Source organism: Neorhizobium sp. PAMB6630, from assembly GCF_058242775.1.
In genome coordinates this window covers 2,191,581-2,207,248 of sequence record NZ_CM177836.1, presented here as the reverse complement: position 1 = coordinate 2,207,248, position 15,668 = coordinate 2,191,581, and the positions used below count along the sequence as shown (strand labels likewise).

Here is a 15,668-nt window from a genome sequence, read left to right as displayed (position 1 = left end):
CAGCGCATGCGCCGGCAGCCATCGCCATGCATCCTTTTCAGCAGCCGGGCGTTGACCAGTATCGAATTCAAATATGGAGATGGTCATGATCGAGGCAGAACGCATCCAAGAACATGCAAAGGTCATCGGTGCCGATGGCATTCCTGTCGGAACGGTGGATCGTGTGGAAAACGGCCGAATCAAACTCACCAAGCGCGACAGCGGCGAAGGCAGCCATGAAGGGCACCATCATTTTATCCCGCTCTCGCTGGTTGCCTATGCCGATGAAGGCGTCGTCCGGCTTTCGTCCAATGGTTCGGTTTCGGTGTCCTACGAGCAGGAAGAAAACGGCAGCAATGCCCATTGAGGCATGGGGCTGTTGAAACATGCCAAATTTTCGCCTTTCGCGGGTTGACCGCGGGGGGCGACCTGCCTATGTTCCGCGCACTTTCGAAGGGCAGCCAAAGTCCTTTTCGGGAGAGCGTAGCTCAGCCGGTAGAGCAACTGACTTTTAATCAGTAGGTCCAGGGTTCGAACCCCTGCGCTCTCACCACTTTCCAGATTTTTCTCGAAAGCTTCAACCTCTTGCACCGCGGATGCGGTGTCTTCACCTTTCCAGTTGCGCCATAATTTTGCCACCGCCTGGTCAGAGCTAATGCTGCATGCGTGTCCAATATTTCCTGATCGCTTTTCTGCTGAGCATGATCATGTGGGTGCTGTCGTTTGACGCAACCCGCGACGCCTATGATGCCGCCGAATATGCGCATGTGATCCCGAACGAGCATATCCGGGCTCGGCTGTCGCATATTCTATAGGCCCAATGGCTAGGTCGAACATCACGCCCGAGGCGCCGGCGCGGTGCCCTCTTTGCGCTTGCCCGCGGCACACTTTTGCGCGACGGGCGTAATAGGTCATTGGCAGACGGGGCAGAGCCTGCTTTAGGAAGAGGCAAATGCGGATGCGGAGAGTGCCTTGTCGATTGCCGAAATATCGCTGTTCAGCGCCCTGATCGCCGGCGCCCTGTCGTTTCTGTCGCCTTGCGTGCTGCCGCTGGTGCCGCCTTACCTCTGTTATATGGCGGGCGTGTCTGTCGATCAGTTTCGCGGCGAGGCGAAGGTGGAAACGCGTTCCGTGCGGCGGGCCGTGCTGTTGTCGTCGCTCTTCTTTACGCTTGGCTTTGCAACTGTGTTCATTGCGCTGGGCGCCGGTGCCACGACCATTGGCGTGATGCTGCGCCAGCACATCGATCTCCTGGCGAAGGTCGGCGGTGTGATCATCATCATCATGGGCCTGAATTTCCTCGGGCTGTTTCGCATCGGCCTGTTTTCGCGCGAGGCGCGGTTCCAGTCGGGCGGAAAGCCGGCAACCGTCTCCGGCGCCTATGTGATGGGCCTTGCCTTTGCCTTTGGCTGGACGCCCTGCATCGGCCCTGTTCTTGGCGCCATCCTCGGCGTTGCCGCATCGCGCCAGACGGTGGGCGATGGTGCGCTGCTGCTCGCCATCTACTCGCTGGGGCTTGCGGTGCCGTTCTGGATTGCCGCTGCCTTTTCCGGCGCCTTCATGCGCTTCCTCACCCGGTTCCGCCGCCATCTCGGCCTGGTGGAGAAGCTGATGGGCGCCTTGCTGGTATTGACCGGCCTTGCCTTCATCTTCGGTTTTGTCAGCGATATGGCCATCTGGTTCCAGCAGAGCTTTCCAATCCTCATGCAAATCGGCTAAGCGAAGTCTTGCCCCATGGCATTACCGCGGGGGCGGAGGGTTGAAATGGCTGCCATTCTTGCTTTGCTGCTTCCGTTTTTCGGGCTGATCCTCATCGGCTACGTGGCGGCAAAGGCAAGCGGGCAGGGCGCCGAGGCGCTCGGCTGGATGAACACGTTCATCGTTTATGCGGCGCTGCCGGCGCTGTTTTTCAAGCTTGTCTCGCGCACGCCGATTGAAGATCTGACGCGGGTGGATTTTATCGTCACGCAGTTGGCGGCTGTTTATCTGGTTTATGCGCTGGTGTTCGCCTTCGGCTTTTTCATCCGCAAGGCCGGCACGGCGGCCTCCACCATCCAGGCCTTTGGCGGCGCCTATGGCAATATCGGTTATATGGGGCCGGGGCTTGCGCTGCTGGTCCTCGGCGATACGGTCTCGGTGCCCGTGGCGCTCATCGTCTGCTTTGAGAACGCCATGCACTTCATCGTAGCCCCCGCCATGATGGCGCTTGCCGGCGGCGACAGGCGCCCGCCTTTGGCACTTGCTTTCGACGTGCTGCGCAAGGTGGCGCTGCATCCGTTCATCCTGTCCACCGCGGCCGGCTTTCTGGTCGCCGCACTTGGCGTTCAGCCGCCGCTTGCCGCCATGCGGCTTGTGGATTACCTCGCGCAGGCCGCCGCACCCTGCGCGCTGTTTGCCATGGGCGTGACGCTTGCCTTGCGGCCGCTGACGCGCATTCCAGCGGAAATCGGTGTGATTGCCTTGGCAAAGCTCGTCGCTCTGCCGGCCGTCGTTTATCTGGCGCTGACGGCCGTGGGCGGCATCGAGCCGTCCTGGATCCAGGCGGCCGTGCTGCTGGCGGCCCTCCCGACGGCAACCAATGTCTTTGTCATCAGCCAGCATTATGGCGTCTGGCAGGAGCGGGCCTCGGCAACGGTGCTCATCACGACAGTTCTTTCCATCGCCACGCTGCCGGTGGTGCTTTATCTCATCTCATCCGGTTTTCTTGGGACCGAAGGGATGCCGTAGCGTCTCTGCGAACTCCCGCAGGCTGCGGCCCGGCTCGATGCCTTCGCGCATCAGCACGTTGCGCAACGGCCCGATGGCCGTCAGCATGTGCAAGCCCGCGGCGCGTGCCACCTGCATCGGCAAAAAATCCGACAGCAGCGAGCGGTTGAGAAGATCGACCCCGAAGGTGCGCGTCATGATGTCGGGCCGGCGGTGACGGTTGAAGCGGTCGCCCGTATCGGCGGCAATCGCCCGGCTTCCATCCGTCTTCAGAAGGTCCGCCAGCTCCATCACGTCGCGCAGCGACAGATTGAGGCCTTGGGCGCCAATCGGCGGAAAGGCATGGGCGGCTTCGCCGATGAGCGCGACACGACCCTTGCCGAACCGGTCCGACATGAGGCTCGACAGCGGCCATGATTCGACACCCTCTTCCACTGTCACCTTGCCGAGCATGGATTGCATGCGCTGCTCCACCTCCTGCGACAGCACGTCGAGAGGCAGGGAAAGAAGCCGCTCGGCTTCCGCAGGCTTTACCACCCAGACAAGGCTGGAGCGGCTGCCGGGCAGCGGCACCTGCGTGAAGGGACCGGTTTCGGTGTGAAACTCGGTGGAGACATTGCCGTGCGGCTGCTCATGGGAAAAATTCAGAACGACGGCCGTCTGTGGATAGGCCCAGCGGCGCGTGCTGATGCCGGCATTTTCCCGCACGGTCGAGGATCGTCCGTCCGCGCCGACCACAAAGGCAGTCTCAAGCGTTTCACCGCCGGAAAGCGTCAAAACGGCGCGGTCACCCGGCAGGTCAAGATGCGCGAGGCTTGCATCGACCCGCGTGACGTTCCGTTCAGCGGAAAGTGCCTCGCCGAGCACTGCCATCAGCGCTCGGTTCGGGATATTGTAGCCGAAAGCCAAAAGCCCGAGGTCGGCGGCGCGAAACTGCGCGGGCGGTGCGCGAAACAGCCGCTTGGTGCCATCCAGGATCTGCATGGTCGACAAGGCAGAGGCATCCGGCGCAATTTTCTCCCACAGGCCAAGGCTGTCCATGAACCGCACGGACTGGTCCATCAGCGCCGTCGTGCGCCGGTCCTGCCGGCTGGTCTGTGGCGCCACAAGCGCCACCTTGCGGCCGGCGCGCGCCAGCGCAAGCGCTGCCACAGACCCCGCCAGACCCTCACCCACAACTGCGATGTCGAACTCGTTCATGGCCTCGATCTTCTTCATGTCCAATGCCGCTTGCGGCCTACCCGAAAACGCGGTGTCCAGACCCGTTAAAGGGACATTGTCGCGCGCTTCCTATTTAGGCAAACTTGTAACACTTATCCATGGGCGTCCTCCGTTTGCGACGCAGATGTTGCAATGCGCGCCGATTGGCCGCATATCAGCCCTTCGATTTTTAAGCTCCGGAGCAGGGCGTGATCAGGCGAATCTTCAATTACCGCAAAGTGCCCTATGCCGAGATCCGGGCGTTTTCGGTGCATGTGCTGACCGCATCCGGGTCGTTCCTCGCCTTTCTCGGCGTGGTGGCGGCGGCAGAACACCGGTTTGTCGACATGTTCTGGTGGCTGGGGCTTGCGCTTCTGATCGATGGCATCGACGGGCCGATTGCCCGCAAGGTGCGCGTCAAGGAAGTGCTGCCCAACTGGTCGGGCGATACGCTGGACAACATCATCGACTACGTCACCTATGTCCTGCTGCCGGCTTTTGCGCTCTACCAGAGCGGCATGATCGGCGAGACCTGGTCCTTTGTGGCGGCCGGAATGATCGTCGTCTCCAGCGCCATCTATTACGCCGATACGGGCATGAAGACGGACGAGTATTTCTTCTCCGGCTTTCCTGTCGTCTGGAACATGGTCATCCTCACCCTTTTTGTCATCGAGGCAAGCGAGATCACGGCGTTGATCGTGGTGATGGTGTCGGTGTTCTTCACCTTCCTGCCGATCAATTTCCTGCATCCGGTGCGCGTGAAACGGCTGCGGCGGCTCAATCTCGGCATCTTCCTGCTGTGGTGCGCGCTGTCGGCCTATTCGCTTCTCTTGCATTTCGAATCGCCCGCCTGGCTGGTCTGGGGCGTGGTGGTGACGGGCCTTTATCTTTATGCGGTGGGCGGCGTGCTGCAACTTTTTCCAAACCTTGGGAAATCCAAGTAAAGCGCCGGGAAAGCTGGACTTTCCTGTTGTGCGCGGCACCAAAACGAGTATCAATCTAGTCAAGCGCCGGGCGTGAACGGCAAACACAGGACACTTTGGCAGCCATCAAAACCTCGCAGAAGGTGGGCGCGAGGTGCATGAGGGGATGTGAGTGAGTGAAGCGCAGGTTCCGGAGGCGGCAACGCTTCTGAAGGTCCGGGGACTGACCAAATATTTCGGAAGTTTTGCTGCCTGTAACGGCATTGACCTGTCGATTGCTCCGGGTGAGATCCATGCCCTGCTCGGCGAAAACGGCGCCGGTAAATCCACCCTCGTCAAGATGCTGTTCGGCGTTCTGCAGCCAAGTGACGGCGAGATCGTCTGGGGCGGCAAGCCGGTCACCATCCAGTCGCCCGGCCATGCAAGAACGCTCGGCATCGGCATGGTCTTCCAGCATTTCTCGCTTTTCGAGGCGCTGACGGTTGCCGAAAACATCGCGCTCTCGCTCGATCCTAAAATCCCGCTGACGAAGATTGCCGAAGAGGCGAAAAACCTGTCGCGCGCCTATGGGCTGCCGCTCGATCCGAATGCGCATGTGGCGGATCTGTCCGTTGGCGAGCGCCAGCGGATAGAGATCGTGCGCGCGCTTCTGCAGAACCCGAAGCTGATCATTCTGGATGAACCGACGTCTGTGCTGACGCCGCAGGAAGCCGACCGGCTGTTCGAGACGCTGTTCAAGCTGAAGGCCGAGGGGCGCTCGGTGCTTTATATCAGTCACCGGCTGGAAGAGGTACAGCGCATCTGCGACCGGGCAACCGTGCTGCGTCACGGCAAGGTGACCGGCGCCTGCGATCCCAGACAGGAAACGCCGGGCTCGCTTGCGCGCATGATGGTGGGATCTGATGTCGCCGGTGTCGAACGCGCGTCTGATGCGCCGCTGGGCGACGTGCTGGTGGACGTGAAGAACCTCGCCGTTCCCGCCCGCACGCCGTTTGCGATCACGCTTTCGGGCATTTCCATGCAGGTGCGTGCCGGTGAAATCCTGGCCATTGCAGGCGTTGCGGGCAACGGGCAAGGAGAATTGTTCGATGCCCTGTCGGGGGAATATCCTGTCGCAGACGATGACGCGATCAGGCTTTGTGGAAAACCGGTCGGGCGCAAGGGTATCAACGGGCGCCGGCTGCTGGGTGCAGGTTTTGTGCCGGAAGAACGCCACGGCCATGCCGCGGTGTCCGACATGGCGCTTTCCGACAATCTTCTGCTGTCGCGCAGCCAGTCTGACCGCAAGACATTTTTGTCTGGCGGTCTTGCCAATGTCATCCGCCATGACGTGATCCGCTCGATCGCGAAACGTATTTGTGGAGAGATGGATGTGCGCAAGAGCGGGGATAATCCAGCCGCCGGTTCGCTGTCGGGGGGCAATCTGCAAAAGTTCATCATCGGCCGCGAACTGGACCGCAAGCCGCAAGTCCTCATCGTCAACCAGCCGACTTGGGGCGTCGATGCAGGCGCTGCGAGCCGCATCCGTCAGGCGCTGGTCGATCTTGCCCGGGCGGGCTCTGCCGTCGTGGTGATCAGCCAGGATCTCGACGAGATTTTCGAGGTGGCAACCAGCATTGCGGTGATTTCCGAGGGGCGCATGTCGCGCCCTTATGCGGCCAGCGAACTGACACTTGAAAAGATCGGCCTGCTGATGGGCGGCGTTCATGATTCCACCAGCCGTCGGGAGGCCGTCCATGCGCATTGAACTGGAACGGCGCGCCAGCGCATCCGGCCTGTTTTCCGTCGTCTCGCCGATCCTTGCACTGACGCTGACGCTTTTATCCGGCGCCCTGCTGTTCCTGATGCTCGGCAAGGACCCTTTGCACGCGCTTTACAGCTTCTTCATCGATCCGCTGCTGGAAGTGTGGTCACTGCATGAACTGGCGATCAAGGCAGCCCCGCTGATCCTCATCGCGGTTGGCCTGTCCGTCTGTTATCGCTCCAACAACTGGAATATCGGCGCCGAGGGACAGTTTACCATCGGTGCCATCTGCGGCTCGATCCTGCCGGTCATGGTGCCGCAGTGGCATTCGCCGATGGTGCTGCCGCTGATGCTTCTGATGGGCATGCTGGGCGGCGCGCTCTACGCTGGTATCCCGGCGCTCCTGAAGACCCGCTTCAACACCAACGAAATCCTGACCAGCCTGATGCTGGTCTATATCGCCCAGCTGTTCCTGGATTGGCTGACGCGCGGCCTGTGGCGCGATCCAAAGGGCTTCAATTTTCCGCAGACGGTGAGCTTTGCGCCGGAAGCGGTGCTGCCGGAGCTGCTGGAATCGGGCCGTGCCCATTGGTCGATCATCTTTGCACTCGTGGCTGCCGTCGCCATCTGGTTCATGATGCGCTTCATGCTGAAAGGCTTTGAAGTGACGGTTCTCGGGCGCTCAGAGCGGGCAGGGCGGTTTGCCGGCTTTTCGGCACGGCGCATGGTGTGGTTTTCGATGATGCTGTCGGGGGCGCTTGCCGGTCTTGCGGGTATTTCCGAAGTCTCCGGTTCCATCGGCCACCTGCAGCCGAGCATTTCGCCCGGTTATGGTTTTACCGCCATTATCGTTGCCTTTCTCGGGCGGCTCAATCCACTGGGTATCATCGCCTCCGGTTTCGTGCTGGCGCTCACCTACCTAGGCGGCGAGGCTGCACAGCTGTCGCTTGGCGTGTCGGATAAGGTAACCCGGGTGTTCCAGGGGCTTCTCTTGTTCTTCGTGCTCTCCTGCGACACGCTCATTCTCTACCGGGTCCGCCTTGTGTTCGGTGCCGGCCGCTCTTCCGAGGCGAGGTCCTGACGATGTTCGAAGCTATCCTTCTCACCATCGTTACGGCCGCCACGCCGCTGGTGATTGCCGCCGTCGGCGAACTGGTCACTGAACGGGCCGGCGTGCTGAACCTCGGCGTCGAGGGCATGATGATCATGGGCGCGGTCTGCGCCTTTGCGGGCTCCTACCTCACCGGCGTGCCGCTTCTCGGCGTGCTCTGCGGCATATTGGGCGGCGCGGCGTTTTCGCTGCTGTTCGGTTTCCTGACGCTGACGCTGGTGGCAAACCAGGTGGCGACGGGGCTTGCGCTGACTTTGCTAGGCCTTGGCCTTTCCGGCCAGATCGGCGAAAGTTTCGTCGGCATTCCCGGCGTCAAGCTGCAGCCGATCGTGTTTCCGATATTGTCGGACATCCCCTTTATCGGCCGATTGCTGTTTGCGCAGGACATCACGTTCTATCTGTCGGTTGCGCTCATCATCGGCGTCCACTGGTTCCTGTTCAAGAGCCGCACGGGCCTCAAAATGCGCGCCATCGGCGACAATCACGGTTCGGCCCATGCGCTCGGCATCCATGTGGTGCGCACGCGGTATCTGGCGGTTATGTTCGGTGGCGCTTGTGCGGGGCTGGCCGGCGCGCAGCTGTCGCTTGTCTACACGCCGCAATGGGTGGAGAACATGGCGGCCGGTCGCGGCTGGATTGCGCTGGCGCTCGTGGTGTTTGCCTCCTGGCGGCCGTGGCGGGTTCTGGCCGGCGGCTACATTTTCGGCGCGGTCGGCATCCTGCAATTGCATGCGCAGGCGCTCGGCATCGGTGTGCCCTCGCAGTTTCTCTCGATGCTGCCTTACGCCGTGACTATTGTCGTTCTCATCGTGATCTCGCATAATCGCCGCACAACGCTCATCAATACGCCGGCTTGCCTGGGGAAACCCTTCGTTCCGGACCGCTGAGGCGGCACCATCCATACCGTAGCTTCGAGCCAAACAGGGGTTGTACAATGAAGAAGCTGATTATCGCACTCGCCGCCACGGCTGCCACGCTGGGCAGTTTTACCGTGGGCGCCGAGGCGCAGGAAAAAACCAAGGTGTGTTTCATCTACGTCGGCACCAAGACCGATGGCGGCTGGACGCAGGCGCATGACATAGGCCGCCAGGAGCTGCAGAAGGCGCTCGGCGACAAGATCGAAACGCCGTATCTGGAAAGCGTGCCGGAAGGTCCGGACGCTGAACGTGCCATCGAGCGCATGGCGCGCTCCGGCTGCGCTCTCGTCTACACCACGTCCTTCGGCTTCATGGATGCGACCGTGAAGGTTGCGGCAAAGTTCCCGAAGGTGAAGTTCGAGCACGCCACCGGCTTCAAGGCGGCGGAAAACCTCGCCACCTACAATTCGCGCTTCTACGAAGGCCGGTATATCCAGGGCCAGATCGCAGCAAAGATGTCGAAGAAGGGCGTCGCCGGTTACATCGCTTCCTTCCCGATCCCTGAAGTCGTCATGGGCATCAACGCCTTTGAACTCGGCGCAAAGTCTGTGAACCCGGAATTCAAGCTGAAGGTCGTCTGGGCCAACACCTGGTTCGACCCGGGCAAGGAAGCCGATGCCGCCAAGGCTCTGATCGACCAGGGCGTCGACGTGATGACGCAGCACACGGATACGACGGCTCCGATGCAGGTTGCCGCCGAACGCGGCATCATGGCCTTCGGCCAGGCCTCCGACATGATTGCTGCCGGCCCGAAGACGCAGCTGACCGCCATCGTCGACACCTGGGGCGCCTATTACATCAAGCGCACCAAGGCGCTTCTGGACGGCACCTGGAAGTCCGAACAGATCTGGGACGGCCTGAAGGACGGCATCCTGACCATGGCGCCCTACACCAACATGCCCGATGACGTGAAGGCGATGGCGGAAGAAACCGAAGCCAAGATCAAGTCTGGCGAACTGCATCCCTTCACCGGCCCGATCAACAAGCAGGACGGTTCGCCCTGGCTGAAGGCTGGCGAAAAGGCTGAAGACGGCGTGCTCCTCGGCATGAATTTCTACGTGCAGGGCGTCGACGACAAGCTGCCGCAGTAAAGCACAGCGACGATTGCTCGGCTTTTGGGCCAGCTGTCGAACAGGAATGCGAAGGGCGCCACCGTGGCGCCCTTTTTGCATTTTGTCGCAATGGCAGAGGCTGATGCGGCGGCTTGATACACTGCCTGTTGGCGTGTCGGCGCAACTGCTGATATGAAGCGCGCCGAAGACGTTCATGGAGACCTCAATGCCTCGCACCTGCCTTGCCGTGATCCTCGCCGCCGGCGACAGCACCCGGATGAAGTCGTCGATGTCGAAGGTTCTGCATCCGATTGCCGGGCTGCCGATGATCGGTCATGTCATGCGCGCCATCGGCGATGCCGGCATGGAAAATGCAGCCCTTGTGCTCGGGCGGGATGCGGAGGCGGTCGCCAAAGCTGCCGTCACCGGAGGCATCGAGATCACCACAGTTTTGCAGGTCGAGCGGCGCGGGACAGGCCATGCGGTGCTGACGGCACGCGAGGCCATTGCGCAAGGCTTCGATGACGTGGTGGTGACCTATGGCGACGTGCCGCTGGTGCGCCCTGAAACCTTTCTTGCCGCCCGCGAAAAACTGGCCCAAGGCGCTGACGTGGTGGTGATCGGCTTTCACACGCAAAACCCGTTCGGTTATGGCCGGCTTCTGGTCGAGGATGGCGAATTGGTGGCGATCCGCGAGGAAAAGGACGCAACCGACGAGGAACGCAAGGTCAGCTGGTGCAATAGCGGGCTGATGGCCATCAATGGCGCCCGTGCGCTCGAATGGCTGGAAAAGATCGGCAATAGCAATGCCAAGGGCGAATATTACCTGACGGATCTCGTGGAAATCGCCCGTGCCCACGGTGGCCGGGTGGTTGCCATCGATGCGCCCGAGGCCGAACTTGCCGGCTGCAACACGCGCGCCGAACTGGCGCTTCTGGAGACAAGCTGGCAGCAGCGCCGCCGTCATGAGATGATGCTCTCAGGCGTTTCGATGATTGCGCCGGAAACGGTGTTTCTTGCCCATGACACCGTGCTTCAGCCGGATGTGCTGATCGAGCCGAATGTGGTCTTCGGCCCGGGCGTGACGGTGGAAACGGGTGCGGTGATCCATGCCTTTTCGCATCTGGAAGGGGCCTATGTGGCATCCGGCGCAACGGTTGGCCCGTTTGCGCGCCTGCGCCCGGGCGCCAATCTCGGCGAAGGTTCCAAGGTCGGTAATTTCTGCGAGGTGAAGAAAGCCGAGATCGGGGCGGGCGCCAAAGTGAACCATCTCACCTATATCGGCGATGCCTCCATTGGCGCGGGCACGAATATCGGGGCCGGCACCATCACCTGCAATTACGATGGTTTTAACAAGAGCGAGACGCGGATCGGCGAAAACGCCTTCATCGGCTCGAATTCCGCGCTGGTCGCTCCGGTTACCATCGGAAACGGTGCCTATATCGCCTCCGGCAGCGTGATTACGCAGGATGTGCCCGAGGATGCGCTGGCCTTTGGTCGTGCCCGCCAGGAGGTGAAGCCGGAACGGGCGAAAGCCGTGCGCGAACGGGCGCAGGCCTTGAAAGCTTCGCGGAAGAACAGCCGGTAAACTCAGATAGATTACCGTAACAAATCGAATTTGACCGGCGCGCCAATTGCACATTGTGTGCGGTGCGGTAGGAATTCGCGCATTCGAGAAAACGAAAGAGGTTCATATGTGCGGTATCGTTGGCATCGTCGGCAAGGCACCGGTGGCGGAACGGCTGGTCGATGCGTTGCGGCGGCTGGAATATCGCGGTTATGATTCGGCCGGTGTTGCCACGATCCATGACGGCGTGATGGAGCGCCGCCGCGCCGAGGGAAAACTGTTCAACCTCGAAAAGAAGCTGTCCCTGGAACCATTGCCCGGTGAGATCGGTATCGCCCATACCCGCTGGGCAACCCATGGCGTGCCGAACGAAACCAATGCGCATCCGCATTTCGTCGAGGGCGTGGCGGTCGTCCATAACGGCATTATCGAGAATTTTTCCGAGCTGCGCGATGAACTGCTTTCCGAAGGTGCTATCTTCGAAAGCCAGACGGATACGGAAGTGGTGGCGCATCTGCTGGCCAAATTTATCCGTGCGGGCAAGGATCATCAGGCGGCGATGCTTTCCATGCTGAACCGCGTCAGCGGCGCCTATGCTCTGGTGGTGATGTTTGCCGATGATCCCGGCACGATTTTCAGCGCCCGCTTCGGGCCGCCGCTCGCCATCGGGCATGGTGAGGGCGAGATGTTTCTGGGCTCCGACGCGATTGCGCTCGCACCCTTTACCAACCGCATCACCTATCTCGTGGATGGCGATTGCGCCGTGATGACCGCGCGCGGCGTGTCGATCATGGATTATGCCGGAAAGCCGGTCTCGCGGCCGATGCAGATTTCGCAGGCCGCAGCCCTGATGGTCGACAAGGGCAATCACCGCCATTTCATGGAAAAGGAAATCTACGAGCAGCCGGAAATCATTTCGCATGCGCTCAGCCACTACGTGGATTTTGCAAGCGGCACGGTGAAGGCGCAAGGCCCGGCCATCGATTTCGCGAAGGTTAGAAGCCTTGCCATTTCCGCCTGCGGCACCGCCTATCTGGCTGGTCTCATCGGCAAATACTGGTTCGAGCGTTATGCGCGCCTGCCGGTGGAAATCGATGTCGCCTCGGAATTTCGCTACCGCGAAATGCCGCTGTCTTCCGATCAGGCGGCGCTGTTCATCTCGCAATCGGGCGAAACCGCCGATACGCTGGCTTCGCTGCGCTATTGCAAGGAGGCGGGGCTGCCGATCGGCGCCATCGTCAACGTGCGCGAATCGACCATTGCGCGGGAAGCCGACGCGGTGTTTCCGATTCTGGCCGGTCCCGAAATCGGCGTTGCCTCGACAAAAGCCTTCACCTGCCAGCTGGCGGTGCTGGCCTCGCTTGCCATCCAGGCCGGCCGGGCGCGTGGCACGTTGTCCGAGGTGGGCGAAAAGGCCATGGTGCGCCATCTGATCGAGATGCCCCGCGTGATGAGCCATGTGCTGAACCTCATCCAGCCGCAGATGGAAACGCTGTCGCGCGACCTGTCGCGCTTCAAGGATGTGCTTTATCTCGGACGCGGCACCAGCTACCCGCTGGCGCTGGAAGGCGCGCTCAAACTCAAGGAAATCTCCTATATCCATGCGGAAGGTTATGCGGCGGGCGAACTGAAGCATGGGCCGATTGCGCTGATTGATGAAAACATGCCTGTCATCGTCATTGCCCCGCATGACCGGTTCTTTGAAAAAACCGTCTCCAACATGCAGGAAGTGGCCGCCCGTGGCGGCAAGATCATCTTCATCACCGACGAAAAGGGAGCGGCCGCCTCTAAACTTCCGACCATGGCGACCATCGTTCTGCCTGTCGTGGACGAGGTGATTTCTCCGATGATCTTTGCGCTGCCGGTCCAGCTTCTGGCCTATCACACGGCGGTTTTCATGGGCACGGACGTTGATCAGCCGCGCAATCTTGCCAAGTCGGTGACGGTGGAGTGAGTTCTTCGGCCGGCATTGTCACCGATGCCGGTTTCTCCCGTCGTTGACGCGGACGCGATTATTTGAAGCCTGTGCCCTTGCGGGGGCAGGTGCCCTCCGGCATTGTCCGGCTTCACCTGCCGTTTTACGGCACTGCAGCATGATTGACGGATTACGATGACGGATATCCCGGAAAGAATTACGCTGGCCGGCCGGCTGCGGAACAATTTCCTCACCGGCCTCATTATCTGCGCGCCGCTTGCCATCACCATCTGGCTGACATTTGCCTTTATCGACTGGGCCGACAGCTGGGTGACGCCCTATATCCCCGAGCGTTACAATCCGCAGTATTATTTCGATATCGCGATCCCCGGCACCGGGCTGTTGATCGCCATGGTGTTCATCACCGTGATCGGTTTTCTCGGAAAGAACCTCATCGGCCGCTCGGTCGTCAAATTCGGCGAATCGATCCTGCATCACACGCCGCTGGTGCGCACGCTCTACAAGAGCCTGAAGCAGATTTTCGAGACGGTGCTGAAGGACCAGTCCACCTCGTTCAAGAAGGTCGGGCTCATTGAGTTTCCCGGCCCCGGCACCTGGGCGCTGGTGTTCATCTCGGCGGAAGCGCAAGGCGAGGTGGCGGCCCGCCTCAACGAGACCGGCGAGGAGATGATCGCCGTCTTCCTGCCGCCGACGCCGGTGCCGACCGCCGGATTTTTGCTGTTCGTGCCGAAAAGCCGCATCGTCATGCTCGACATGACGCCGGAGGATGCCGCAAAGCTGTTGATTTCCGGCGCGCTTATCACGCCGCCCTGGACGCCGAAGGCACCGGTGGAACCGCAGCCACCAAGCGAAATCGCACCGCAACCCGCCTGAGCATCACAAGCGGTGCCAGGCTTCATCCAGCCGTCATATTGGCCGCCTAGAGACAAGGGCTGGGGGCGTTCGACTGCTGGAGGATGAAGGGGCAAAAGGCTCCTTTACCGGGTCCAAGGGCGTGGCGAACGGATCCTCTCCCGAAATTTTTCCAGAGGGCCGCATCCATGCGCACTTCCAACACCCGTGTTTCGCATTGCCTGAAGATGGCGCTTGCCGCCTCGCTCTTTCTGTCGCCCGTTGCGGCTCTTGCCGAGGGCAGCGTCAGCGCCGCCGGCGTGACCGTCACCAACAAGGGCCTTGTGGCCATCGGCCGCATGCCGGCAAACCTCAAGGACAAGTTCGGCGAAACCTTTGGCTCCGGTTCCGGCATGGCCTTCGACACAAAGAGCTGGAAAAAGGATGGCGATGCCTATACGGGCGCGCTGTGGCTGCTGCCGGACCGTGGTTATAACGTCGAAGGCACGACCGACTACAACACCCGCATCAACCGGATTGAACTGCGCCTGACGCCGGCAGCGGCAGGTGCTGCCGTTGCCGCCGACAAACAGCAAACGGGACTTGAAGCAAAGCTTGTCGATACGGTTCTGCTTCTCGACAACCAGGGCAAGAGCATGACCGGGCTTGATCCGGAATCAGGCGTTCGCGCCGCCTCTGGCACGCTGCCGGCACTTCCGGAAGCGCGCACCGGCAAGGTTTCGCTCGATCCGGAAGCCGTCGTGCTTCTGAATGACGGCTCGATGCTGATCAGCGACGAATACGGCCCTTACATCTATCGCTTCGGTGCAGACGGCAAACTGCTCTCTGCCACGCAGCCGCCGAAGGCGCTGTTACCGATGCGCAAGGATGCGCTGAACTTCTCCTCCAACAATGTCGATGCCGGCGGCAAGAAGCCGGACCCGAAGGATCCCGATACCGGCCGCCAGAACAACCAGGGCCTTGAGGGCATGTCGATGACGCCGGATGGCAAGTTCGCGATTGCCGTGCTGCAATCGGCGACCCGCCAGGATGGCGGCGATTCGTCCTCGACCCGCATGAATACCCGCGCGCTCGTTTATGATGCCAGCGACGTGTCCAAGCTGAAGCTGGTGCATGAATATGTCGTGCCGCTGCCGACCTTCGACAACAAGGGCAAGGTGGCCGTTGCCGCCCAGAGCGAGATCCTGGCGCTCTCCGACAAGGCTTTCCTGATGATTGCCCGCGACAGCAACAACGGCCAGGGACTGAAGGGCGACACCTCCGTCTATCGCAAGATCGATCTCGTCGACCTGTCATCCGCCACCGACATCGCCAACGGCGATTTCGATGCCATGAAGCCGGTCGCCCCCAAGGGCGTTGTGGATACCTCCGTCACGCCGGCCAAGCTCTCCGATTTCATCGACTTGAACGATGCAGCAGAGCTTGCCCGTTTCGGCCTGCACAATGGCGCGCCGAACGACCGCAACAACCTCTCTGAAAAGTGGGAGGCCATGTCGATTGCAAGCGCTCTCGATCCGGCAGCGCCGGATGACTATTTCCTCTTCGTCGCCAATGACAACGATTTCCTGACGCAGGATGGTTTCCAGGTGGGCGCGGCCTACAAGGCCGAAGGTGGTGCCGACGTCGACACCATGTTCCAGGTGTTTCGCGTGACTCTGCCGGGCATGAAGAAGTAAGCTCT

14 protein-coding genes and 1 tRNA gene are annotated in these 15,668 nt (G+C 61.0%); 14 read left to right on the top strand and 1 reads right to left on the bottom strand.

The annotated features are described in order from the left end of the window. Positions 1-85 precede the first annotated feature (85 nt). From AC4CWF_RS10415 to AC4CWF_RS10395, 5 genes are all read left to right on the top strand, one after another. On the top strand, positions 86-346 hold the full coding sequence (locus AC4CWF_RS10415; RefSeq protein ID WP_491281614.1) for a DUF2171 domain-containing protein: 261 nt from the start codon (positions 86-88) through the stop codon (positions 344-346). Between the two features lie 110 nt (positions 347-456). After that, a tRNA-Lys gene (locus AC4CWF_RS10410) sits at positions 457-532 on the top strand. Positions 533-641: 109 nt separating this feature from the next. Beyond that, positions 642-794 (top strand): hypothetical protein, encoded by a 153-nt coding sequence (locus tag AC4CWF_RS10405; protein ID WP_491281613.1) that lies wholly within the window; start codon positions 642-644, stop codon positions 792-794. A gap of 157 nt (positions 795-951) precedes the next feature. Continuing rightward, positions 952-1,698, top strand: coding sequence for a cytochrome c biogenesis CcdA family protein (locus AC4CWF_RS10400; RefSeq protein WP_491281612.1), 747 nt, complete (start codon positions 952-954; stop codon positions 1,696-1,698). A 45-nt stretch (positions 1,699-1,743) separates the two neighbouring features. After that, positions 1,744-2,706: an AEC family transporter gene (locus tag AC4CWF_RS10395; RefSeq protein ID WP_491281611.1), complete on the top strand. Its 963-nt coding sequence runs from the start codon at positions 1,744-1,746 to the stop codon at positions 2,704-2,706. On the opposite strand, the gene AC4CWF_RS10390 is transcribed toward AC4CWF_RS10395, so the two are convergent. After that, on the bottom strand, positions 2,671-3,885 hold the full coding sequence (locus AC4CWF_RS10390; RefSeq protein WP_491285348.1) for a UbiH/UbiF family hydroxylase: 1,215 nt from the start codon (positions 3,883-3,885) through the stop codon (positions 2,671-2,673). The genes AC4CWF_RS10395 and AC4CWF_RS10390 overlap by 36 nt on opposite strands. Positions 3,886-4,094: 209 nt before the next feature. Between AC4CWF_RS10390 and pcsA the strand changes: the two genes are divergently transcribed. The 9 genes from pcsA (at position 4,095) to AC4CWF_RS10345 (ending at position 15,663) form a co-directional block, all read left to right on the top strand. Beyond that, positions 4,095-4,829 (top strand): phosphatidylcholine synthase, encoded by a 735-nt coding sequence (gene pcsA / locus AC4CWF_RS10385; RefSeq protein ID WP_491281610.1) that lies wholly within the window; start codon positions 4,095-4,097, stop codon positions 4,827-4,829. Positions 4,830-4,980: 151 nt separating this feature from the next. After that, positions 4,981-6,555 carry an ABC transporter ATP-binding protein gene (locus AC4CWF_RS10380; protein WP_491281609.1) on the top strand — a complete coding sequence of 525 codons (1,575 nt, stop codon included), beginning with the start codon at positions 4,981-4,983 and terminating at the stop codon, positions 6,553-6,555. Further along, positions 6,545-7,633 carry an ABC transporter permease gene (locus tag AC4CWF_RS10375; protein ID WP_491281608.1) on the top strand — a complete coding sequence of 363 codons (1,089 nt, stop codon included), beginning with the start codon at positions 6,545-6,547 and terminating at the stop codon, positions 7,631-7,633. Before AC4CWF_RS10380 ends, AC4CWF_RS10375 begins: the two co-directional genes overlap by 11 nt. Continuing rightward, entirely contained in the window at positions 7,630-8,550 is a 921-nt protein-coding gene (locus AC4CWF_RS10370; RefSeq protein WP_491285346.1) for an ABC transporter permease, read from the top strand. Before AC4CWF_RS10375 ends, AC4CWF_RS10370 begins: the two co-directional genes overlap by 4 nt. A gap of 47 nt (positions 8,551-8,597) precedes the next feature. Next, positions 8,598-9,671 carry a BMP family ABC transporter substrate-binding protein gene (locus AC4CWF_RS10365; RefSeq protein ID WP_491281607.1) on the top strand — a complete coding sequence of 358 codons (1,074 nt, stop codon included), beginning with the start codon at positions 8,598-8,600 and terminating at the stop codon, positions 9,669-9,671. A 187-nt stretch (positions 9,672-9,858) separates the two neighbouring features. Next, the gene (glmU, locus tag AC4CWF_RS10360) at positions 9,859-11,220 is read left to right on the top strand and encodes a bifunctional UDP-N-acetylglucosamine diphosphorylase/glucosamine-1-phosphate N-acetyltransferase GlmU (protein WP_491281606.1); all 1,362 of its coding nucleotides are present in this window, start codon (positions 9,859-9,861) and stop codon (positions 11,218-11,220) included. Positions 11,221-11,326: 106 nt separating this feature from the next. Next, positions 11,327-13,153 carry a glutamine--fructose-6-phosphate transaminase (isomerizing) gene (gene glmS / locus AC4CWF_RS10355; protein WP_491281605.1) on the top strand — a complete coding sequence of 609 codons (1,827 nt, stop codon included), beginning with the start codon at positions 11,327-11,329 and terminating at the stop codon, positions 13,151-13,153. Between the two features lie 156 nt (positions 13,154-13,309). Beyond that, on the top strand, positions 13,310-14,008 hold the full coding sequence (locus AC4CWF_RS10350) for a DUF502 domain-containing protein (protein WP_491281604.1): 699 nt from the start codon (positions 13,310-13,312) through the stop codon (positions 14,006-14,008). A gap of 167 nt (positions 14,009-14,175) precedes the next feature. Then, positions 14,176-15,663, top strand: coding sequence for an esterase-like activity of phytase family protein (locus AC4CWF_RS10345; RefSeq protein WP_491281603.1), 1,488 nt, complete (start codon positions 14,176-14,178; stop codon positions 15,661-15,663). Positions 15,664-15,668 lie beyond the last annotated feature (5 nt).